The organism is Geminocystis sp. NIES-3708 (assembly GCF_001548095.1).
Taxonomy (GTDB): Bacteria; Cyanobacteriota; Cyanobacteriia; order Cyanobacteriales; family Cyanobacteriaceae; genus Geminocystis.
This window is the reverse complement of sequence record NZ_AP014815.1, coordinates 2,416,264-2,438,786: the sequence shown is the minus strand read 5'-3', so window position 1 is coordinate 2,438,786 and position 22,523 is coordinate 2,416,264. Positions and strand designations below refer to the sequence as shown.

General features: G+C 34.0%; 15 protein-coding genes and 4 pseudogenes. 16 read left to right on the top strand and 3 right to left on the bottom strand.

Going from position 1 to position 22,523, the window contains the following annotated elements; translation table 11 throughout:
• Position 1: 1 nt before the first annotated feature.
• The 11 genes and pseudogenes from GM3708_RS19360 to GM3708_RS10730 all read left to right on the top strand — a co-directional run.
• Positions 2 to 766, top strand: a pseudogene (locus GM3708_RS19360) (IS4 family transposase); the annotation flags it as partial.
• Positions 767 to 1,341: 575 nt separating this feature from the next.
• Positions 1,342 to 1,730 (top strand): annotated as a pseudogene (locus GM3708_RS19810) (transposase).
• A 412-nt stretch (positions 1,731 to 2,142) separates the two neighbouring features.
• The gene (locus GM3708_RS10770; protein ID WP_066346652.1) at positions 2,143 to 2,322 is read left to right on the top strand and encodes a hypothetical protein; all 180 of its coding nucleotides are present in this window, start codon (positions 2,143 to 2,145) and stop codon (positions 2,320 to 2,322) included.
• Positions 2,323 to 2,397: 75 nt separating this feature from the next.
• Positions 2,398 to 3,138, top strand: coding sequence for an ABC transporter permease (locus GM3708_RS10765; RefSeq protein ID WP_066346650.1), 741 nt, complete (start codon positions 2,398 to 2,400; stop codon positions 3,136 to 3,138).
• Positions 3,135 to 4,511 (top strand): ABC transporter ATP-binding protein, encoded by a 1,377-nt coding sequence (locus GM3708_RS10760; RefSeq protein ID WP_066346646.1) that lies wholly within the window; start codon positions 3,135 to 3,137, stop codon positions 4,509 to 4,511. Before GM3708_RS10765 ends, GM3708_RS10760 begins: the two co-directional genes overlap by 4 nt.
• Positions 4,512 to 4,655: 144 nt before the next feature.
• Positions 4,656 to 7,913, top strand: coding sequence for a thiamine pyrophosphate-dependent enzyme (locus GM3708_RS10755; RefSeq protein WP_082714071.1), 3,258 nt, complete (start codon positions 4,656 to 4,658; stop codon positions 7,911 to 7,913).
• A gap of 93 nt (positions 7,914 to 8,006) precedes the next feature.
• A complete protein-coding gene (locus GM3708_RS10750; RefSeq protein ID WP_066346640.1) occupies positions 8,007 to 8,864 on the top strand; it encodes a phytanoyl-CoA dioxygenase family protein in 858 nt (285 codons plus the stop codon).
• 142 nt (positions 8,865 to 9,006) lie between these two features.
• Positions 9,007 to 9,900 carry a phytanoyl-CoA dioxygenase family protein gene (locus GM3708_RS10745; protein WP_066346637.1) on the top strand — a complete coding sequence of 298 codons (894 nt, stop codon included), beginning with the start codon at positions 9,007 to 9,009 and terminating at the stop codon, positions 9,898 to 9,900.
• Positions 9,901 to 10,399: 499 nt separating this feature from the next.
• Complete coding sequence (locus GM3708_RS10740; protein WP_066346635.1) at positions 10,400 to 11,275, top strand: phytanoyl-CoA dioxygenase family protein; 876 nt, start codon at positions 10,400 to 10,402, stop codon at positions 11,273 to 11,275.
• Between the two features lie 68 nt (positions 11,276 to 11,343).
• Entirely contained in the window at positions 11,344 to 13,185 is a 1,842-nt protein-coding gene (gene asnB / locus GM3708_RS10735; RefSeq protein ID WP_066346628.1) for an asparagine synthase (glutamine-hydrolyzing), read from the top strand.
• 5 nt (positions 13,186 to 13,190) lie between these two features.
• Positions 13,191 to 14,471 (top strand): glycosyltransferase family 4 protein, encoded by a 1,281-nt coding sequence (locus tag GM3708_RS10730; RefSeq protein ID WP_066346626.1) that lies wholly within the window; start codon positions 13,191 to 13,193, stop codon positions 14,469 to 14,471.
• Positions 14,472 to 14,549: 78 nt separating this feature from the next.
• Here GM3708_RS10730 and GM3708_RS10725 read toward each other — a convergent pair whose 3' ends face one another.
• Positions 14,550 to 15,395 carry a hypothetical protein gene (locus tag GM3708_RS10725; RefSeq protein ID WP_066346625.1) on the bottom strand — a complete coding sequence of 282 codons (846 nt, stop codon included), beginning with the start codon at positions 15,393 to 15,395 and terminating at the stop codon, positions 14,550 to 14,552.
• 233 nt (positions 15,396 to 15,628) lie between these two features.
• Between GM3708_RS10725 and GM3708_RS10720 the strand changes: the two genes are divergently transcribed.
• Positions 15,629 to 16,963 carry a glycosyltransferase family 4 protein gene (locus tag GM3708_RS10720; RefSeq protein WP_066346623.1) on the top strand — a complete coding sequence of 445 codons (1,335 nt, stop codon included), beginning with the start codon at positions 15,629 to 15,631 and terminating at the stop codon, positions 16,961 to 16,963.
• Positions 16,964 to 17,343: 380 nt separating this feature from the next.
• On the opposite strand, the pseudogene GM3708_RS19805 reads toward GM3708_RS10720, so the two are convergent.
• Positions 17,344 to 17,771 (bottom strand): annotated as a pseudogene (locus GM3708_RS19805) (oligosaccharide flippase family protein).
• Here GM3708_RS19805 and GM3708_RS10710 point away from each other — a divergent pair.
• Together GM3708_RS10710 and GM3708_RS19010 are read left to right on the top strand one after the other, a co-directional pair.
• Positions 17,761 to 18,007 (top strand): annotated as a pseudogene (locus GM3708_RS10710) (hypothetical protein); the annotation flags it as partial. The pseudogenes GM3708_RS19805 and GM3708_RS10710 sit on opposite strands and share 11 nt — an antisense overlap.
• Positions 18,008 to 18,040: 33 nt before the next feature.
• Complete coding sequence (locus GM3708_RS19010) at positions 18,041 to 18,382, top strand: hypothetical protein (RefSeq protein ID WP_066346614.1); 342 nt, start codon at positions 18,041 to 18,043, stop codon at positions 18,380 to 18,382.
• Between the two features lie 31 nt (positions 18,383 to 18,413).
• On the opposite strand, the gene GM3708_RS10700 is transcribed toward GM3708_RS19010, so the two are convergent.
• Positions 18,414 to 19,445 carry a TauD/TfdA family dioxygenase gene (locus GM3708_RS10700; RefSeq protein ID WP_066346611.1) on the bottom strand — a complete coding sequence of 344 codons (1,032 nt, stop codon included), beginning with the start codon at positions 19,443 to 19,445 and terminating at the stop codon, positions 18,414 to 18,416.
• Between the two features lie 99 nt (positions 19,446 to 19,544).
• On the opposite strand from GM3708_RS10700, the gene GM3708_RS10695 reads away from it, so the two are divergent.
• The gene (locus tag GM3708_RS10695; protein WP_066346608.1) at positions 19,545 to 20,558 is read left to right on the top strand and encodes a hypothetical protein; all 1,014 of its coding nucleotides are present in this window, start codon (positions 19,545 to 19,547) and stop codon (positions 20,556 to 20,558) included.
• A gap of 163 nt (positions 20,559 to 20,721) precedes the next feature.
• Entirely contained in the window at positions 20,722 to 22,491 is a 1,770-nt protein-coding gene (locus GM3708_RS10690) for a glycosyltransferase family 2 protein (protein WP_158505868.1), read from the top strand.
• Positions 22,492 to 22,523 lie beyond the last annotated feature (32 nt).

Sequence of the window (22,523 nt, the reverse complement as noted above, 5' to 3'; positions counted from 1 at the left end):
AAGTAGTAATTTATCAGAACAAAAACAAGTATTAGAAGCAAGTATTAATTTATTAATTGAATATAAAATAATCGTTTTAGGAGATAGAGAATTTTGCTCTGTGGATTTAGCAAAATGGTTATCAGTAGAGAAACAGGTTTATTTATCTCTACGTTTAAAAAAGAGTGAATATGTGGAGTTAGAAACTGATATATGGTTTCGATTGAGTGAATTAGGTTTATCTCCAGGATTCTCCGTATATTATCGAGGAATAAAAGTTACAAAAACCAAGGGATTCTCAGGAATTAATTTAGCAGCAAAATGGAAGAAAAACTATAGACATAAATCGAGTAAACAGCCATGGTTTATTCTCACAAATTTAGAAAGTATGTCGGAAACAATCTCTGCTTATTCCAAAAGAATGGGTATTGAAGAAATGTTTAGAGATTTTAAATTAGGAGGTTATAACTTAGAAAGTACAAAACTTGAAAATGAACGACTAATTTCTTTAATTATACTGATAACATTATCCTATAGTTATTCAACATTTATAGGAGAAGAAATTAAAAGAAAAGGAATAAGTGAATATCTAGTTAGACCCACAGAAAAAAGAAGAAGATATAAAAGATATAGTGATTTTTCTATTGGTTTAAATGGGATAAAATGGCTAAGTGAAATCTGCTTTTTTCAAGAACAATTAGATAAGTTAACCTCTTTATTTCCTCAGAAACAGTCCTATTATCGTCAAGGTATGAGGGCTATTTCCCTTATCCAATCTGCATTCTGAATGTTCTGTCGCCCCCTCAGTTTTTTGACTGATAGATTGTTTTCTTAAAGTTTAAATTCATAATAATTCTGTCGTTTTTGCTAAGAATGAATTTTATGGAATTAGAACAACTTTTTTGTGATGTTAACGATTTTTATCTGATGTTTGAACCATCTTTTCAGGCTCAACTTTTGTTCTCTTCTGAAAGAAAAAGAATCAAACATTCTCAATTATGTTTGAGTGAAATTATGACTATTATTATTTACTTTCACCATTCAAATTATCGTAATTTTAAACATTATTATTAACATCATATTTGTATATATCATCGCCAATATTTTCCCAATTTCGTCGGTTATAATCGTTTTTTTTACTCATGTCTCACGCTCTTATTCCTTTGATTTATTATATGAATACTCGTAAGGGAAAATAAATATACAGAAATTTCATTTATTTATACTATGGGAATAGCCATTTGTCATAATAAAAGAGCAAAAAGAAACAAGGTTTTTGATAAGTGAGCATCGTTGGGGAAAAGCTCTTTTGACTATTATTTTTGCTTTAAACTTCATTTAATTATCAATGACTAGGGTGAAATTATTAGTTTTAAAATAACTTCTGGAAATATTGATGAACGAAAAATAGTTCTTTACTTAACCAAGGATTTATGGGGTGTATTATTTGGAGATAAAGGCTATATTTCGCAAGATTTATTTCAAAAATTATATAGAAAAAATATAAAATTAATTACCCCTTTCAAAAAAATATGAACAATCGACTATTAGAAGTCTGGGAAAAATTAATGCTGAGAAAAAGATCATTAATTGAAACTGTTAATGATCAATTGCAAAACATATCACAAATAATTCATTTACGTCATCGTAGTTCCATTAATTTTTTAGTAAATGTAATTGCGGGATTAATTGCTTATACATGGCAAGATAAAAAGCCAAAACTACAACTAGAAAAAGATGAGATGAATTGATTATCTACTTTAGTAATTTAGTTATTTAAGTAATATTAATTTATATTAAAATTAAGCTAAAATTCTTATTTTTAGCTCCAATTTGTTATGATCATTTATAACAGAAAATAAGTTAAAAGCCTAAAACCTTTACTATACATTGTTTTCATGTTTATTTTTAGATCGAACTCAGGTTACTATCGCACTAAAACATAGACTTTTTGTCACTTACTATAATCAAGAGATAATCTCTAGTGTTGTTTTTAGTATTCTATTAAAATATGCGGAATGTGGGTTATAATCCTTGTCTATCACTACACCATCTATTGTTTGGTCTATATGTCTTTTATCTAAAAGAATCGTTATCTATTTTACCAAAAGAGCAGTTTCTATTCCTCAAGAGTGAGATTTATTAAGCGATCCATCAGGTACAATGAAAAGCGTTTATCAATTTTTGGGTTTATCTTATCATCAACTTAGTTTTTACAGAAATAGTAATATTGGTTCTTACTCCCCTATCTCCGATGATTTACGCTCTAAGCTAAAAGCATTTTATCGTGCTTATAATCAGGAATTAGAAAAATATTTAGGTATGGAATTTGACTGGGAGTGAGACAATTTAATGAAATACATGAGTAATAATCAAAGAAATAGCTTTTTTCTGAATTTTTATAAGTACAGGCGGTATATGTTTTACAACGCTTGGTACGAATTGCGTCATCGCTATGCTGGTACTGGAATAGGCATACTTTGGAATGTGATTAGCCCACTATTTGAAATCATTATTTATACGATCGTTTTCTCACTTTTGATCCCTAATAAAATCGAGGGTAATTCTTATTCGTTATATCTTATGGCGGCTTTATTACCCTGGCGTGGTTTTACAGAAACTATTGTTCAAGGTAGTGATGCTTTTTTTAAAAATGCTATCTATTTAAGACGTTTAGCAATCCCTTCAGAAATTTTTGTCGGTAAAGTTACATTAGCTTCCTTGTTCCTTGTTTATATTTATTTAGGCTTAATAATACTGATCACTCCTCTGTTTGGCAAAGATTTAGGCTGGAATATTTTGTTTTTACCAATTGTGGGGCTACTTTTTCAAGGATTAGCTTTTGGGATGAGTTTAGCTTTAGCAAATCTACAAATTCTCTTCCCTGACATTAAACAAATTTTACAATTTATTATTCCTCTGTGGTCTTGGACAATACCGATTTATTATCCAACCTCAATCATTCCCGATCGCTTCTTACCTTGGCTCTATGCTAATCCTCCCTATGCTTTCATTAAATCATTTCGTGATTTAGTTTTAGAAGATAGAATTCCAGATCTGAATATTTGGGTGATAATGATAGGCTGGATAGCTTCTTTTGTCTGGTTAGGGGCTAATATAAATGACAAACTCCAGAGTGAAGTTAGAGACAGGATATGAATGATGACATTATTTTGCGCGTAGAAAACCTAGGTAAATGTTTTAAGATTTATGATAATCCTTGGAATAGGGCTAGGGAATGGCTCAGTATAAGCAAGCGCAGCTATCATCAACCATATTGGTCAATTAAAGATATTTCCTTTGAAGTGCGTCGAGGTGATTTTATTGGTATTATTGGCGAAAATGGTGCCGGTAAAAGTACATTACTTAAAATCATTACAGGAGTACTACGATCAACAGAAGGAACCTATGAATTAAATGGTAAAGTTCTTTCACTATTGGAATTAGGGACTGATTTTAATCCGGAACTTAGTGGTAGGGCAAATGCTATTTATAGTGCCGAATTGTTAGGTTTTCCAGAAGGTTATGTTCAAGAAAGAATGGAAGAAATCGCTCAGTTTTCTGAGTTGGAAGAATTTTTTGATCGGCCGATGAAATTATATTCATCTGGAATGAAAATAAGACTAGCTTTCTCCCTCTTCGCTTTCTTGGAGAGTGATATCTTAATATTAGATGAGGTTTTAGCAGTTGGCGATATTTTTTTCAAACAAAAATGTTATCAGCTTCTCGAAGAACTTATTGCTAAAAAAACAACAATTATTTTAGTTACTCATGAGTTAGGTGCTGTGCAGCAATATTGTCAAGAAGTCTTATTATTACATCAAGGCAAAAAAATCTATCAAGGTCTTCCGAAGGAAGGTATTTGGCAGTTTCATCAGCTCAAGCATGGATTTATACAGAAGAAATCTCTGGGCATAAAAACAGATACTTCTAGCCAAAAATCATCTCTACCATCATTTAATAGTTCCGATAATTTTTCTTGGCCTAATGATGAATTTTTCATTCCTGTGGATTTTCCCGATGCTAGTTATGCTCAACTAACTCGCTATGCTATGTGTAATTCTAAAGGTGAGCCGACCTTAAATTTTTTACAAGGTGAAGAATCCTATATCTATTGTGAATTCCTGATTAAGCAAGATATAGGTGTGCCGATTGTTGGTGTGAGCATTACTAATAAGTATAATGTAATAATTCATAACAAAACTTCATTTCAGCACAAAATTAATGTTCCTAGCCAGGTTAATAAGGGCGATTGCATTCGCTTCAGTCGCCATATTACCTTGAGTATAGAGCCGAACGAATATGTTCTTAATATTGCATTCGGTACGATGTCTAAGGATGATTATGCCTCCTTAAACGTAGTTTTAAAAGATGAGTTTATTAGCCACTTACAAGTAGGCGATGTTTATGACGGAATTGTGGCGTTTAATCTTCTTCATCGTTACAGCTATGATGAACACTCGCATTTTGGAATTTGTAACTTACTCGGTGATTGCCAAATCCAAGTCAAGCCAAATAAGCAGAAAATATAACTAAATTTAAGATCTAACAATACTCCAGACAGTTTTAAAATATTGTATTATCAATTAGTATAAAGCGATATATTTTGTTCTTATCAAACCTGCTTATATCTAAATTTTCCTGTTTTTAAACCCTTACTAAGAATTATAGTCTATATGTCAGATTCTATTCTTCATTCTAATCCTTCTCCATTGTCTCCGGACTTGTTGAATCAATTTCTCAATCTTTATCAAAATATGATAACAGCAAGAGAAATTGATTATATAGAAGAGCAATACGTCACCCAAGGTGAAGCATTTTTTCATGTTTCTGGAGGTGGGCATGAGGCGGTTGCGATGCTAAACCCTCATCTCATTTCCGCAGATTACCTACATTTACACTATCGAGATAAAGCTCTGATGCTCGCTCGTGGTATCTCTCCTGAGATGTTTTTTCATAGCCTGTTTGCTAAAAATGATTCCCATTCACGCGGACGTCAAATGAGTGCTTTTATGAGTGATCGCAATACCAACATTGTAAATATGGTAGTACTTGTCGGGAATAATGCTTTACAGGCTGTCGGTATAGCAGCACAGATCAAAGAAAACCCTAATCATCCTTTAGTAGTCTGTGCTTTAGGTGATGGTACAACGCAACAAGGGGAAGTAATTGAAGCTATTGGCGAAGCTGTAAGGTTTTCATTACCAGTTTTGTTTTTAATTGAGGACAATCGTTTCTCTATCTCTACTGTCACCGACAAGAAGACTTTTTATAAATTGCCCGACCAAACTCCAGAGACTTTTTATGGATTGCCAATTCATCGTGTCAAAGGATGGGATTGCATTGCTTGTTATGAGACTTTTGAAAAAATTATCTCTAGCATTCGTCACACAAGGAAACCAGCCCTAATAGTTATGACTCTTGAACGATTGAATAGTCACACTAATGCTGATGATCAAACCCTTTATCGTCAGGTTTCGGAAATCGATCGGATACGAGCAGAAGCCGACCCGATTAAAAACTTGAGAAATTATCTACAGCAATTGGGGGTAACAACTAAGGAACTAGAAAAAATTGATGCTGATATTCAAAAATCAGTCAAAAATGCAGCCAAGAAATCTCAATCTAGCTGTGATCCCCAAGCAATTTTCCATGCTAAAAAAACTTTGTCTCATGGACTGTCTGATCCTTCTAGTGAATATACAGGGTATAACAGTGCAAATCGACTAACCATGCGTGAAGCTATCTGCAAGGTATTTTGGCATCGGATGAAAAGAGAACCACAGATTACTTTATATGGGGAAGACATCGAAGATCCAAAAGGAGATGTATTTGGTTTAACGAAAGGATTGAGTACAGAGTTTCCAGGACGGATCATCAACTCTCCATTGAGTGAATCAACTATTATTGGCACTTGTATCGGTAGAGCACTTGCTGGTGGTCGTCCAGTAGCTTTTTTGCAGTTTGCTGATTTTATGCCTTTGGCTTTCAACCAAATTATTTCTGAGTTAGGGAGTATCTATTGGCGTACCGATGGGGAGTGGGAATGTCCAGTCATCGTTATGATTAGTTGTGGTGGGTATCGTCCAGGACTAGGCCCATTTCATTCTCAGTCTTTAGAATCTATAGCAGTTCATACACCTGGTATTGATGTAGTTATGTGTTCAACGGCAGGAGATGCGGCCGGAACTCTAAACGCCGCTTTTGATTCCCATCGTCCTACCCTATTCTTCTATCCGAAAAGTTGCTTAAATTTGGTTGATTTAACCGCCACCACTTCGTCAGATGTTCATAAACAATTTGTTCCTATCGGTAAGGCTCGTATTGTCCGCACTGGATCTGACATTACGTTTGTTGCTTATGGTAACTTAGTACAGAAATGTAGCCAAGCGGCAGAAGCACTAGCGATTGTGGGTATCCAATCAGAGGTAATCGATCTGCGTTGGCTATCACCTTGGGATTCCGAGACGGTAATTGCTTCAGTTCGTAAGACTGGTAAATTAATTGTTACCCATGAGGATAATCACAGTTGTGGCATGGGAGGTGAAATTATGGCTACTGTTGCCGAGGCACTTAACTCCTCTGTCCGTATGAAACGAGTCACAAGACCTGACACCTATATTCCATTTAATTTTTCTAATCAATTGGAAGTTTTACCATCATATAAGCGGATACTTGAATCTGCTGTCGATCTTTTAGATCTTGAGATAGATTGGATTTTTACACCCGAAAAATCTCAAGAAGGTAGTTTTATGATTGAGGCTGTTGGAGTGGCACCTTCGGATGAAGTTTTAAAGGTTTTAGAGTTATGTGTTCAGGTAGGAGAAGAAATTTCTGAGGGGCAAACGGTAGCATTGTTAGAAACTTCAAAAGCAGTCCTTGATTTTGATAGTCCTGTCAATGGCATTATAGAAAAAATTTTTGTAGGTGAAAATCAAAAAATCTTAGTTGGCTCTCCATTGCTAGAAGTCAGCCTTTCTCGCAACCATTTAGTTGCACCTAAACCAGTCACACGTGAAGAAATAGGGACACCAGTATTTAAACAGAAGGAGCGAAAAAAGGTTTCATCGGAAGCCTCCGAAAAAAAAATCTATCCGATGAGCTTTAGCCACAAAGTTATTCTGCCCACTTTAACACCACCATCAAAAATTGAGAGAGTAGTAAGTTTGTCTTCTCAAGACAAAAACAATTTAGACTCTATAGCTATTGTGCCTCTGAAGTCAACCGGTCATAAAATACCATTTTTCTATGTACATGGGGTAACTGGTGATCATCCAAATGTCACCTTAGATTTTATCAAGTACATCGATCCAGAACGACCAATTTATGGAATGCAAGCGTTAGGAATTAATGGGGAAAATTCCCCTTATACAAAGATAGAGGATATCGCAAATTACTATATTCAGGAAATTCAGAAAGTGGTTTCTAAAGGACCTTATCTAATTGGGGGTGTTTGTATGGGCGGAAGTATTGCTTTTGAAATTGCACAAAAAATGACTAAACACGGTCAAGAAGTATTACCTATTATGATGGTAGATAGTCCCAAGCCATTTCTTTTGGAGAAGGATATTGGGTTCTTAGCAGATACAATTTCTCAACAAGGAAAATTTCCACCACCTTGGACTTATGATACAGAAGAATATCTATTGTCTGTTGAAAATCTTACTAGATTTAGAATGTGGAAGGCAAATATTAAAGCTCTAGGTAACTACAAGCCTCAATTATATGATGGCAAAATCATATATTTTTCAGCTACTGAAAAGATGATTGAGGGCAATTACTTTAATCCTACACAACCAAATAGTTGGAAGAGTCTTGTTTGCGGTGGATTTGAAATGCATCAAATTGAAGGTAATCATCTCTCTATTTTGTTCGATCCTAATGCGGAGAAGCTCGCTGAAAAAATTAATATTTGTTTAGAGCATTTTGATTAACTTGATCCTCTCCCACGAATTCACCTATAATCATGTGTGCAACTAAATTATGGGCATTGATGCAACGCCGAATTTTTTGAAGTAAAAAATATCATGCGACAAATATTTCAAGACAATGATTTACAGAAAAGCTTTTTGAAAAAAGGCTATGTACAAGTTCCAATGTTATCTTCAACGCAAGTTATGTATCTCTTAGAAGAAATAGCTAAGTTGCGTCCATATGACAATTTTGCACCAAAAAACTCTTACCATTGTTCATTCCTAGACCCAAATCTTGAATATAAACGCCAAACTTACAATCTAATTAGAGGGATATTTACGCCTTTTGTAAATGAATACCTTGTAGGATACGAAATTCTCAACTGCAATTTTTATGTCAAACCTCCCCATACAGGGGAATTTCAAATTCATCAAAACTGGCCAGCGATCGCTGATATTAACGACACTACAGTGACTATTTGGTGTCCGCTAGTGGATGTTATTGAATCAAACGGTGCTATTCAGGTTGTTGCGGGTAGTCATAAAATCCTGCCCCATATCGAAGCACCAAATAGTCCCCCCTATTTTGTAAACTTCCAAGAGGCATTGATTGAGAAATACCTCAAACCGTTCCCAATGAAGGCAGGAGAAGCGATCATTTTTGATGATGGACTCATTCATTGGTCTCGAAAGAATGACTCTGATCAGTCTCGCATTGCGATTCAAATACTCTGTATTCCCAGTGATGCTACCCCAACATTCTTTTTTAAAGAATGTGAGGAGAGATTTGAATTGATTCATGCGGACAGTGAATTCTTCCTCACAAGTCATGTCAGCGACTTGTATGGCGATCGCAAACCTGACTGGAAGAGTGTAGGTTTTGTCAAAAATCAAAATCGTTTGATTACAGAGGAAGAGTTTGCGAAACTTCTCAAAAATGGTGAAGAAATTAGAAGCCAAATCTATTCTTGAAAATAATTCAGAGTTATGCAAAACTGCTTTGAATGTCTGATTTTACCGTAAGGGTAATTCGTGAATTTCGTCACATTTTTGACACTTGCGTAAGTTTTATCTTCAAAATTTTAAAATTATTCACTCAATAGAGGTAAAATCCGTGATATTTGATGAAGAGAAGATCATTTTAGATATAAAAAGAGATGGGTATACTATAGTTGAATTTTTAGACTATCAGGAAATAATTGATATACAACATTTCTATGATTCTCTATCCCACAATTTTAATAGTGGTTTTGCACCTACTATGATAAGTAATGATATTCATTATCGTCAATTAATTAATAGTAGGCTCAAGAAAATTCTGGCACAAAAAATGAGCCATTTTTTCAAATCATATCGTCTTTGTCATTGGAGTTTTCTTGTCAAGCAAGCCCAAAGATTAGATAGCACACTAGGGCTACACTATGATTGGTCATTTGTGGATAAAGAAAAATTTAATTCCTTGAATATTTTTTGTCCGCTTATTGATGTTGATAATTCAAATGGTTGTCTTAAAGTAGTTAAAGGTAGTCACAACTTGAATAATAAACCATGGGGAGTATTTATGGATTTTCCTTATAAACATCTTTTATCAATAATTGAAGATAAGTATTTAACGGAGTTGCCGATTAAAGCGGGGGAAGCTGTAATTTTTGATACTAGGGTTTTTCATTGTTCACCACCAAATCAAACTAAGACCGAACGAGTGGTTTTATCAGGCATAATGATCCCTATCAATAGTACCATGCGTTATTATCATTGTGACACTGAAAAAAATGACTCGAAGATAGAAGTTTTTGAGGTTGATGATGAGTTTTATACCTCGCACATCTGGGGAGTTAGACCAGAAGGTTTAACTAGCTTGGGTTTTGTCGATCGTGAATTTGAGCCAATAACTATAGAAGATTTTGTTAATAAAATGGACAAAGACGGTCATCAAAATGGGAAACCGTTGAGGTGGGCAAAAGATTTCATTTCAAAATTATCTGACTATATAAACTGGGATAAATAAGAAGTTTGTTCGGTTGTCTTGTCGACCTATCTACTATTAGGCTTGACTATAATTGTGAGATACTGTAAAGTTTGGTAGCATTTTTAGTGTGAAGTAGGAATCATCTATATCGCGCTTGACTACGAAAGGGCTATATCTAAAATTAAAGCAATAAATTTAAATTTATTTAAGTTGTTTGGAGCTAATTTCATGCAGACAGTGAATTCTTTCTTACAAGCAATGTCAGCGAATTATATGACGATCGCAAACCTGAATGGAAGAGTGAAGGATTTGTCAAAAATCAAAATCGGCTAATTTCAGAAGAAGAGTTTGTGGAACTACTCAAAAATGGCGACGAAATCAGAAGCCAAATCTATTCTTGAGAAAAATTAAGATCTACGCAGAATAGCTTTGAATCTCTGTTTTTACCGTAAAGGCAATTCATGAATTCCCTCGCACGTTTGCATAGATCTTTTCCTCAGAACTTTAAAATTATTAACTCACTGGGAGGTAAAAATTCGTGATAGTTGATGAGAAAAAGATCATTTTAGATCTAAAAAAAGACGGCTATGCTGTCGTTAAATTTTTAGCTGATCAGGAAGTAGTTAGCATACAAGATATCTATAATTCTCTAACCCACAATTTTAGTAGTGGTTTTGTCCCTACTATGATGAGTAATGATATTCATTATCGTCAATTTATTAATAGTAGTATCAAGAAAATTCTTGCTCAAAAAATGGCTCATTTTTTGAGATCATATCGTCTATGTCATTGGAGTTTTCTTGTCAAACACGCCCAAAGATTAGATAGCACAATAGGATTACACTATGATTGGTCATTTGTAGATATAAATAGATTTAATTCTGTGGGGGTTTGGTGTCCTCTGATTGATGTTAATAATTATAATGGTTGTCTTAAAGTAGTTAAAGGTAGTCACAACTTGAATAACAAACCATCAGGAGGGTACAGTGATTTTCCTTATAAACATCTTCTGCCAACAATTGAAGAAAAGTATTTAACGGAATTGTCGATTAAAGCAGGAGAAGCCGTGATTTATGATACAAATATTTTCCATGGTTCGCCACCGAATCAAACTACCAACGAGCGAGTGGTTCTAGCTGGGTTAATGATTTCAATCGATAGTACCTTGCGTTATTATTATTGTGACACTGAAAAGGATGCCTCGAAGTTAGAAGTTTTTGAGGTTGATGATGAGTTTTATACCTCGAACATCTGGGGAGTTAGACCAGAAGGTTTAACTAGCTTGGGTTTTGTCGATCGTGAATTTGAGCCAATAACTATAGAAGATTTTGTTAATAAAATGGACAAAGACCGTCATCAAAATGGGAAACCGTTGAGGTGGGCAAAAGATTTTATTTCAAAATTATTTGGTTAGTTAGATTGGTACTAATGACTAGATAGAAATTTAGTTAACACATATTTTAAGAGACAATAATAACCATTATGTGTGGTATCACTGGCATTCTTCAATTCCAAGAAAAAGCTAATCGTCAAGACATTCAATTAATGACAAATTCCCTTAGTCATCGTGGTCCAGATGGCGACGGGATCTGGATCAATGGACAAGTGGCGATTGGTCATCGGAGATTAGCTATTATCGATTTAGATACAGGAGGGCAACCACTTTGCAATGAAGATGAAACTATATGGATAACATTTAATGGAGAAATTTATAACTATCAAGAACTAAGACAACAGTTAGTTAGTAAAGGTCATAGATTTAAAACCAATTCTGATACAGAAGTAATTGTACATAGTTATGAAGAATGGGGCGATTCTTGTGTCCAAAGATTTCGCGGAATGTTTGCCTTTGGCATTGTTGATTTGAATCGTCAAAAAGTTTTTATTGCTCGTGATCCATTAGGAATTAAGCCTTTATATTATATTTTTACCGATACTTTTTTTGCCTTCGCTTCAGAAATTCAGGCTTTACGTCAACTTTCAATTAACTTAGATATAGATTTACAAGCAATTGATCAATATCTTTGGTTAAAATATATTCCAGCTCCAAAAACCATATTTCAACAGATCAAAAAATTACTTCCAGCTCATTATATTAATATCACCTTTGGCGGTGCTATTTCCGAAAGCAAACAATATTGGCATTTAGACTTCAAGCCCAATAACACTAAAAATGAAGCAGATTGGTTAGAAGAATTTGACTTTGTTTTCAAGGAATCAGTCAAAGCACATTTGGAATCTGATGTTCCCTTCGGAGCGTTTCTCTCAGGAGGTGTTGATTCAAGTGCAATAGTTGCCTACATGAGTCAATTATTAGAACAACCTGTGAAAACTTTCAGTATTGGTTTTGATGAAGCTGATTTTAATGAACTTCAATATGCAGAAATTGTAGCTCAGAGATGGAAAACAGACCACCATACAGAAATTGTTAAACTGGAAGCACTAGAAGAGCTTTTACCTAAATTAGTTAAACATTATGGTGAACCCTTTGGAGACAGTTCAGCAATTCCAACCTATTACGTCAGTAAAATGGCACGTCAACAAGTAACAATGGTTTTGTCAGGGGATGGAGGCGATGAATTGTTTGCTGGCTATAATAATTATCTTGATTGGATGTATTGGCTACATAAATATCAAGAAGAAAAGCCCCGATGGGAAAAAATAACCCATCCTTTTTTTTATCGCTTTTGGAAACGAGATCACTATCCCTATCGTATTCCTGACTTGCAAACTTGGTTTCGGCATATAACTCAAATGTCCTCTGACGATCGCCTTGAATTATGGAGGAGGGAACATAATTCTATCGTTAATCAACCGATAAATATTTTTGAAGAAGAATACAAGAAAGTTAGTAATTATAATTGGAATCAAAAAGCTCAATATTTAGACATCAAAACTTATATGCCTTCTTGTATTTTGACAAAAGTAGATATAGCGAGTATGATGAACGGACTAGAAGTAAGAACACCCATTGTTGATACCAAGGTATTTGAGTTTGCAGGAAGTATTCCTGAGTCTTTTAATATTGGCAGAAACGATCAAGGGATTTGGGAAGGAAAGCTACTTCTTAAAAAATTACTAAGTCGTTATTATTCTGATGATTTTTTACATCGTCGAAAGATGGGATTTAGTCCTCCTATTGAAAAATTTTTGTCTGCTGATGGTAATTATAGAAAAATATTAGAGGCGCGTTTCCTAGATTCTGGGTGTAAAATATATGAATATTTCCGTCCAGAAACAATTAAGAAAATGATTGAACAGGAACAAACTAATTCCCTTTGGTTACTTCTTGTTCTGGATGAATGGCTTAATCAAAATATCTAATATTTATGGATTTAGTTATGGAAGATAATAAATCAATTTTAACAATTGTTTTAGTCACAACTGAGTATGTTACTGAAGACTTTTTTGATGGTGGACTATCTAACTATGTTCATAGAGCTGCCTTAGGGTTAAAAAAACTTGGACATAAACCGATTGTTTTCGTTCTCTCTCACGAAAATGAGGATGTATTTATTCATAAAGGTATTGAAGTACATAGATTTAGAGTTTACACTGGGATATTTTTTGAAATATTTAACTCTAGAAAGTACAATGATTCTCTATTTAGATTTTGGAATTGGATAACTTTTGGAAAACTGTATCACTCTACTATCCAAGTTTTAATGAGTTGGCAATTAAGAGAGAAACTCAAACAAATTGAACATCCCATATCTCTTGTTCAATATCCAAATTGTGCTGCCCTTGGACTATTCCACCTAAAAAATGTCCCTAAAGTAACTCGTATTTCTGGATATTTGCCTCAATGGAATGATGCCTATGGATTAAAAAGAACACTCGATATTTGGTTAATGGAAAAGCAAGAAGATTTGGCTAATAAACTATCGGATGCTTTATTTTGTCCTAGCAAACTCAATGCAATAACAATAGAAAAGATTGTTAGAAAAAATGTTGAGGTTATCGAAACACCGTTTATCATTGAGACTGAATCACTAAATTATAGTATTTACAAAGAGTATTTGGAAGGTAAACAATATTTACTATTCTTTGGAACAATTGGAATAATGAAGGGATGCGGATTAATTGCAGAAATAATTTATTCTTTGTTGGCTTTTAAGGAAAATTTGTTCTTTGTTTTTGTGGGAAAGGATAAAGACTATATGGGATTTCAGGGAAAAAGTACGATGGATAAAATCAGAGAAAATGCAGGGGAAAATAAGGACAGAGTAATTCATTTTGACAGGTTAACTCACGATTATCTTTATCCAATTGTTGCTAATGCTAATGCTGTGGTTTTACCATCTAGAATAGATAATTTTCCTAATACCTGTATTGAGGCTATGGGACATAAACGAATTGTTATTGGTACAAATGGCACAAGTTTTGAACAATTAATCGAAGATGGAGTAAGTGGTTTTTTGTGCGAAAATGATAACTCTCAAGATCTGTTAAGAGTTATAAAGGAAGTGTTAAACTTAACCGAAAAAAAAAGATTGGAAATAGGGGAAAAAGCATATCAGAGAATACAGGATTTACAACCAGAAAAGGTTATTAATCAGCTTGTTGATTTTTACAGACAAACGATCGATGATTTTCATTCAAAATATTGAAAACAATAGATGTCGTAATGTGAATAGATGGTATAAGAAAACTTTGTGACCCAACACTTGTTCACCGAGAAGAGATTATCAGATCCAATAATATTGATACCGAGAATCCAAAGATTCTGTTATGAAACCACCAATCGTTATTCTGTTAGTATCCCCCTGAACCGCATTAATCTTATGCCATATCCTATTTGCAGCAAAGATAATCATCTCGCCTTCGGATAGGCTTATATGCATTTGATCAAGGTTGTCTAAAAAGTTATTACGTTGTTCAGCCATAAACACTTCTGGACGGATATATTCTTTGGGTGTATTGTGCCATTGCAAATCGTACAATGTAAGAGCACCGCCACTACTGGGCTTTTGCAACATTAGATAGTAACTTAACTCGGTTTCTAAACGACTGATGGCAGCAATCTTTTGATACAAAGGAAAATACAGCCCAAATTCACGGTGAATATGGGCGTTCAGAGCTTTATGTTCTGGTTTACAAATTCTAACTGAAGCAGGACTAGTAGACTTATCAGTGTCTGGGAATCGAGCTTGAAACACTCTCTGTCCTCCAGTTAGTTTGGAAAGTACCCCTGTAACGAGAGAACAAAAATTACCTTGAAAAACCGACTCAAAAAAATTTAATGAACGACAAGCTCTATCTAAATAGGCTTTTAGATTATTTTCCATTAGTGAAGAACCAATTACAGAGCCAAAGTCTGTTTCTGCATACAGGTCACTCCCCTTGATCTGTTCTGAAAATTTTTGAAACTGAGACTGAAATGCCTTTAATTCGTTTGCATCAAATATCCCTGAAATGACCACTCCATCAAGCTTATCTTCCTGCATATCTTTCAAAAGGTTTCCAGATGGAGGAAGCTGCTCAAAAGAAAATTCTAAAAAATTGTATAAGCCTTTATTAATAAATTCAGCCATATTTTTCTTTTATACTATAAAGTTGGTGGAATTTGGATTTACGCTAGGCGGAAAGATTATAGCACAACCGTTTCGCAATAAATTGTGGGACAAATATGGTAAGTTTTTTAGTGTTTCAAAAATGGAGCATCAAGGAGTAAGAAACCATAAGAAAAAACTTCTCAAATGTGATACCCCTTGATTAATAAATTCAGATATAGTATCTTTTTTCTATCCAAACAATTTTTAGTATAATGACTGTTGCAAGTTATCATAAGCCCTCCCTAATTGCATTTGCCCACTACAGCAAAAAAAACGACATTGGTGGAGTTACAACTTGGTTACAAAAATTTTTATTGCATTTGCATAGTAATGAGATACCAATTATAGTTTACCTTATACATGGTGGTTTAGATGTCGAGGAATCCTCTCTATTGCATATTTTAAGAGAAGCTGGAATATCCTTTGAAATTGCTATGCAATCATCTTATATAGAAGAAGATATATCTAGTATGTTAGCTTTTATTAATCGCCATCAACCTCGAGTATTCCTGCCTCAATGTCTTGAATCAACATATCATACAGCAGGTATTGCAGGTTCCTATGGATTGCCTTGGGCAATGGCCATTCATTCTGATGATCCAGTTTACTGGGCTTTTGCTGAAACAGTTGCACCAGAAACGAATAATGGTTTGATGATAGGCGTATCAGATTACATAAGTAAAAAAGCTATACAGAAAGAGTTAGCTCATCAACCTATAACCATTCCCTACGGAGTATCCATGTTTGAAAATGCCGCTTTATTTTCTGATTCTCCATTTCGAGTTGTCTTTTGTGGGAGAGTGGTTGAAGAACAAAAAAGAATTTCCTTGGTTTTGGCAGCGATGTCTCAAGCCTGTTGTCTTGATCCACGGATTGAATGTTGGATAATTGGTGATGGCGATGAAATTAATAGATCTCGTGATTGGGTAAATGAGCGTGGATTAGGCGATCGCATTATTTTCTTAGGTCGCTTAGAATCATCGACAGTTCAATCTAGACTTGCTTTATGTCAGGTCATATTATTAATGTCTGATTATGAAGGTTTACCAGTTGCGTTACTTGAAGCGATGGCGATAGGAGTCGTTCCTATAGTTCGGTCAATTCCTAGTGGTATTCCTGAACTGGTTAAAAATAATGAATCTGGACTATTAGTGGATGATACTCCTGAACAGGCTGCCAATGCTATTGTTCGCTTACTCAATCATCCCCAACTTTGGTTGAAATGTTCTACAACATCTCAATCATTAATAGCTGAAAACTATAGTGAAGAAATCAGCTACCAGCGTTGGCTGAATGTAATTTTCGAACTTAGCGATCGCTCTACAATTACTTATCCTATAAAAATCCCCAAAAGAATTTGTTTACCACCAGTACACCCAGACTTAGTAGGACGCACTCAGGGACGAAAACCGCATATATTTAGATTATTTATGATAAATCTAAGACTAAGTATAGTCAGTACTTGTTTTGAGATTGGTAGGAAAGTTTTACCAAAATCATTTTGGCATCAACTATTTATAAAATATAGTAATTTTTTTTCTATTTAATTATAATTTTTTTCTTATTATTAAATTAATTCAAGGAGATTATCGAAATAGATTTCTTTTTAACGAAAAACAATGGAATGTAATTTCTTCAATGTGGGGGCTTATACATTTGTAAATTCTTTATCTGAAATAGAGTAATAATTATTTCTAGTGTTAAAGCCAACAACCCCAAAAATACAGGAAAAGCAATTAAACTAGTGAATTTTATTGCCTGTAAAAATGTTTGCTGGAAAAGAGCTATATCTGTTTATATTTCTGGAAATATAGAAAAGCTACTTGATTGATTACTCCTATTAATATAATTGAGTCATTACTTCTAAAATTCGATAAGTGATCGTATAATATCCTAAAGCGATTTCACTTAAAAAATAACCAATAAGTTAATTATCTGATTTTCTATAAAAAAACATTAAAAATTGACTAAAAAAAACGTAAATACTAAAATTTAGTAAATCTTGAAAATGTGGATAAGAAAATCTTAATTTTGATCGCCAATTAATCGCTCTCCACATTACAATAACTATCACAGATTCATCAGTAAATTGTTGAATTACTAAACTCCAAACTCCGAAGCCTAAAAATGTAAAAATCCACTAATAATAATTACTATTAATGATCGAACTGCTAAAATTTTGAAGCGTAACTCTTTTTTTTTAATTGCTTGAAATACATGACCAAAAGAATTAATAATAAACAGAAAAAAGAAACATTGAATAATAAAAGTTAATCGAGGTTGATGAAAAAGTATGACAATATTTTCCGCTAGAAAAAAACTAATAATAGTTAATAATATTCCGGCTATCGTCATGAATGCAAAAAGTTTTGAGAAATCCACCGATATTGATTATTTAATTACTAATGAAACTGGGAAAAAAGAAAAAAGTCTATGCAAATTGGATAGTAGAAGCTTATACACAAAGAAATTGGGCAGCATTTCGTACGGCAGTGTCTTTTCGTTTTTTTCAATGGTTAAAGGACAACGTCGAAGTATTTAGCTTATATAAAGCCAGTTTAGGGTTTATTCGATGCTCAATTTTTGTCTAAATACCGATAAGTAATTAACCGAGCTTGATATTCATGAATAATTCTGAAAACAACAAAACAAATGTCTCTCCTTCTATTGTTTATAATGCCAGTAGTCAATTAGTTCCCTTCAAGTCTTTTTTGCAAACTGTTAGAAATGATGTTATTCAAGTACTTCCTTTTGCTAAACGATTATTTATCCAAAATGTAGTTAAACGCTATCGTTACTCTTCTTTAGGGCTATTTTGGGCTTTTATTCCCTCAGCTTTAATTGCTATTTTATTAACTTTAGGTCAAAAGGCAGGTATTTCGGCTTTAACAACACAAAACGTTCCTCCCCAAGTTTATGGTATTTTTGGAATCGTGATGATGCAAATATTCTTAGAAAGTTTGTAAGCGTTTATGATTTAATCAATTTCTTTTTGTTTTAAAATTCTTCAAACATTCTTCTTCTGTCTTTGTCAACTAGATCTACAAAATCATCTACACTATGAAAAGCCCCTTTGTATCTGATTTGAGTTAATCTTTGAGATTTTTGAGTGTTAAAAATTTTATTTACATAAAAAATAGATCGAGCCATTGTTCTTTGATCTCCATCTTGAATGTTGGTTGGTCTTTTGTGTAAGGTAATTTCTTGATCCATAAACACAATTTGTCCATCTTGCCAATTCTGGGTATAAATGTATTTTTCGTTATAAGTTGTTTTTTTGATTTCATCCATGATGCGATCGCTCTCTGCCCTCGACATCCCTACAAATCCATCAAAACTGTGACTAGGGATTTTCATTCCGGGTAAACCAGAAGCTGTTTCACTATAAAGTCTAGTTTCCATCCCATCAATTGGAACCATACCATAACGGAGAGTGACATTTTGGAGAGAATTGAGTCCGGGAGCCATAAAATTGTCAACCCACTTGTGTTTCACAATAAGTTCTTTAATCATACTTTGCATCTGGGAACTCAAAGACTCATAGGCATCATGAGTACACAAAAACTGTGTTTGACTGTTTTCACTTCCACTTAAACTTTGAAGTCCGATAATTCTTTGACCATCATCAAAGGCACATTGATCGCTGTGCCAATTTAACTCACCATTCTGGAAAAAACCTAATGGTCTATTTTTCTTACTTTTCTTATAACTTATAATACTTGCATATTTAGGGATATTTTCATCGATTTCTTTATTCGGATAACCGACGTTAAGAAATATCTCTCTCCAGTGTCTGCCATGAACTTGTTTAGAAATAATTGCTTCATGAATAAGAGCGATACTGGGATCTCCCCAACGGATCATAACTTCATTGATTTTTTTGACAGGAATATTTTGATTAACAAAAACAATACATTGTGAAGCACACAATTTACCCAGTTCGATAATTTCTTCTTGACAATCCCAATCAATATTATATACTTCAAGTCCAACACTTGCTCCATAATTTGATAATGGTTTTGTTTTCATTTTTTCTTATCTCAGGATTTATTAATTATTTAATTTCAGATTATACTGTTTACAGCAATCAGTTGTTTAACCATTATTTGCTAGGCTCAAATCAGAATAATGACAATAAAAAAGGATATTATTGCAAATATTCTCAGAAAAATTAAACAAAAACTCAATTTGGTCAAGAGATTCTGCGAAGACTTCTTATGGGTATTATGTCGTCGCCTACGGTTTAAAATAGCTAGTCTGGTGGCAATTCTACCATTAGACTATTCTGTACAAAATAGCATTGCTTATCAACTTGGGCGTATATTGAGTCCTTTTCGTAGGGTACATCCTGTTTTGTTGTCATCTTTTCAGACTGCTCTCGGAGTCAATTTGTCTGAAGCAAAAACTATCTTAAATCAATGGGAAGCCAGTAAAGGGCTTAGTACTTTGAATATATTTAGATATTTCCAGATTGATAAAGAATGGATAAATCGATATGTAGAGATTGAAAACATTTCTGTTTTAGAAAAAATAGCAAAAGTGGGGGGATTAGTACTTACTTATCATACATTTCACCAAAATATGTTACCTATAATTTTTAGTTCTTTTGGAATACGTTTGATAGCAGTGGGAGCGAATCCATTTAAACATTTGCATTATCGTCATGTCACTCGATATAAACATCTTAGAAACAAGGCTATAGATAAGAAATTAAAATTATCTGGGGGGAATATTATTTACACTGATGATAAATATAATTTGATAAAAAGTGCGAAAACAGCTTTTGCCAACGGAGATGTGGTTTTGTTGGCTTGTGATACCCATCACATAGACAGCAAATTCCCCCCTCTAAATTTATTAGGACTTCCTATTAGGATAAATGCAGGAGGAATGTTACGGTTAGCCAAAAAAGCGAAAGTTCCCGTCTATTTTGCCATTCTTTATCCTAATTTTACAGGAGGATATAATCTTCATCTAAAGGCTATGCCACCATTAATGAATATTGAACAAGATATGCAAGGATATTTCGATTTTTTGGAAACACATTTACAGAATGTATCATGGGCTTGGGAGGGATGGTGGTGGTATCCTAGTATGTTAGATTGGGCATTGTATCCAGTACATCCTGTGATAAACATCTAAAAAGTTAAGTGTATCGATATAAACTTTTATAGTAAGCCGTATATTTTTAATGCTAAGTTCGTATTTTTATTTATTTCTTAATTTTTTGCAAAACTGCTTTAAATACTTAAAAAAACTTCTTCTTGACCCCAAATATTTTTTTAGAGTCTTATCTAGGATTAAATTGGAAGGAAGTAAAAGTATTTTCCTTTTCATGTTTCAGCCGAGAGAAATAACACCATTAATGTATCAAATTTGGCTTCAGAAATATAATATAAAATCAAAAGACTATCCAGTATTCAAAAATATAAGCAGTTCATGGCATAAACCTCCCCTTATTTCCATTATTATGCCTGTCTATAATCCAGACCGAAAGCATCTCATAGAGGCGATCAAGAGTGTTCAAAAACAGGTTTATCCTCATTGGCAATTATGTATCGCTGACGATGCTTCCTCGGAAACTTCTGGTATAAAGGATATTCTTCGTGCCTACGAACAAAAAGATTATCGCATTAAAGTAACCTTTCGTAGCTGTAATGGTCATATTTCTGCAGCGAGTAACTCGGCATTGAGCTTGGCAACGGGCGAATTTGTGGCATTACTGGATCATGATGATGTCTTGCATCCATTAGCTCTTTGGTTCGTAGCCGAATCAATTGTCAAAAATCCTAATGTCGGTCTAATTTACAGCGACCATGATAAATTATCCTTCGATGGGAAGCGTTATGATCCATACTTTAAGTGCGATTTCAATCTTGAATTGATGTTTACACATAATTTAGTCGCTCACTTCTCCTGTTATCGTCTTAATTTAGTCAATGAAATAGGAGGTTTGAGGGAAGGATTTGAGGGAGCACAAGACTATGATCTTGCGTTGAGATGTATTGAGCTTCTGGCGGCAGATCAAATTATTCATATTCCTTACGTTTTATATCACTGGCGAATGTCTAATACAAGTACATCGTTTACTCTCAAAGCCAAGCCTTATGCTGCTACTGCGGCGATAAAAAGTGTGTCAGATTATCTGAAAAGGAACAACTTACCGGGGAGAGTAGTCCCACATCCTGAACTTGAAGGGATGAATCGTATCGAACCAGAGTTTTCTTCTAGTAGTCTCCCGTTAGTTTCAATTATTATACCGACTCGAAACAGACTTGATCTGCTCAAACCTTGTCTTGATTCAATTTACTCTATGACCACTTACCCTTCTTATGAAATAATTATTGTAGATAATGCTAGTACAGATCCCGAAACCAAAGAGTTTTTAACACATTTAGAACAAAAAGGAGTAAATATTATTCGAGATGAAGGAATATTTAACTATTCCCGCTTAAATAATCTTGCGGCAAAAGAAGCAAACGGAGATCTTCTTTGTCTTTTAAATAATGATACCCAAATTATTACTCCTCATTGGCTTGAAGAAATGGTATTTTTCGCCATAAAATCTGATGTAGGTGTCGTCGGTGCTAAATTATTTTATCTGGATAATCGGATAGAACATTGTGGTGTTATACTTGGTCTGAGTATACATGGAATAGCAGGACATTCGTTTGATAGTTTATTGCCTGAAGAACCTGGATATATGGGTAGGGCAAAACTACAACAAGAAATAAGTGCTGTTACGGGTGCTTGTCAATTAGTGCGTAAGTCGGTATTCTGGGGAGTTAATGGTTTGGATGAGTCCCTAGCTGTTAACTACAATGATATAGATTTCTGTCTGAGAGTACGTCGTGCCGGTTATCGTAATATTTTGACTCCCTTTGCACAATTATATCATGTGAGATCCGCATCTCGTGGCCAAGATAGTACTCCCGAAAAGTTCTCCAGATTTGAGCAAGAGATAGAGTTCATGCAACAACGCTGGGGTTATTTGTTACTAAAAGATCCGTTCTATTCTTCAAATCTCAGTTTAGAAAATGACTATACTCTTGCATTTCCTCCTAGAAATTCGTAAATAAAAATCAAGATAAAATGAATAAAAATCAA

Excerpts from the sequence above, each read along its gene's own strand:
- GM3708_RS10770 (WP_066346652.1), top strand. The coding sequence starts at position 2,143 with ATGAAAAGCGTTTATCAATTTTTGGGTTTATCTTATCATCAACTTAGT.
- GM3708_RS10700 (WP_066346611.1), bottom strand. The coding sequence starts at position 19,445 with ATGAAAACAAAACCATTATCAAATTATGGAGCAAGTGTTGGACTTGAA.
- GM3708_RS10755 (WP_082714071.1), top strand. The coding sequence starts at position 4,656 with ATGTCAGATTCTATTCTTCATTCTAATCCTTCTCCATTGTCTCCGGAC.
- GM3708_RS10730 (WP_066346626.1), top strand. The coding sequence starts at position 13,191 with ATGGATTTAGTTATGGAAGATAATAAATCAATTTTAACAATTGTTTTA.
- GM3708_RS10765 (WP_066346650.1), top strand. The coding sequence starts at position 2,398 with ATGTTTTACAACGCTTGGTACGAATTGCGTCATCGCTATGCTGGTACT.
- GM3708_RS10725 (WP_066346625.1), bottom strand. The coding sequence starts at position 15,395 with ATGGCTGAATTTATTAATAAAGGCTTATACAATTTTTTAGAATTTTCT.
- GM3708_RS10760 (WP_066346646.1), top strand. The coding sequence starts at position 3,135 with ATGAATGATGACATTATTTTGCGCGTAGAAAACCTAGGTAAATGTTTT.
- GM3708_RS19010 (WP_066346614.1), top strand. The coding sequence starts at position 18,041 with ATGAATAATTCTGAAAACAACAAAACAAATGTCTCTCCTTCTATTGTT.
- GM3708_RS10750 (WP_066346640.1), top strand. The coding sequence starts at position 8,007 with ATGCGACAAATATTTCAAGACAATGATTTACAGAAAAGCTTTTTGAAA.
- asnB (WP_066346628.1), top strand. The coding sequence starts at position 11,344 with ATGTGTGGTATCACTGGCATTCTTCAATTCCAAGAAAAAGCTAATCGT.
- GM3708_RS10720 (WP_066346623.1), top strand. The coding sequence starts at position 15,629 with ATGACTGTTGCAAGTTATCATAAGCCCTCCCTAATTGCATTTGCCCAC.
- GM3708_RS10695 (WP_066346608.1), top strand. The coding sequence starts at position 19,545 with ATGACAATAAAAAAGGATATTATTGCAAATATTCTCAGAAAAATTAAA.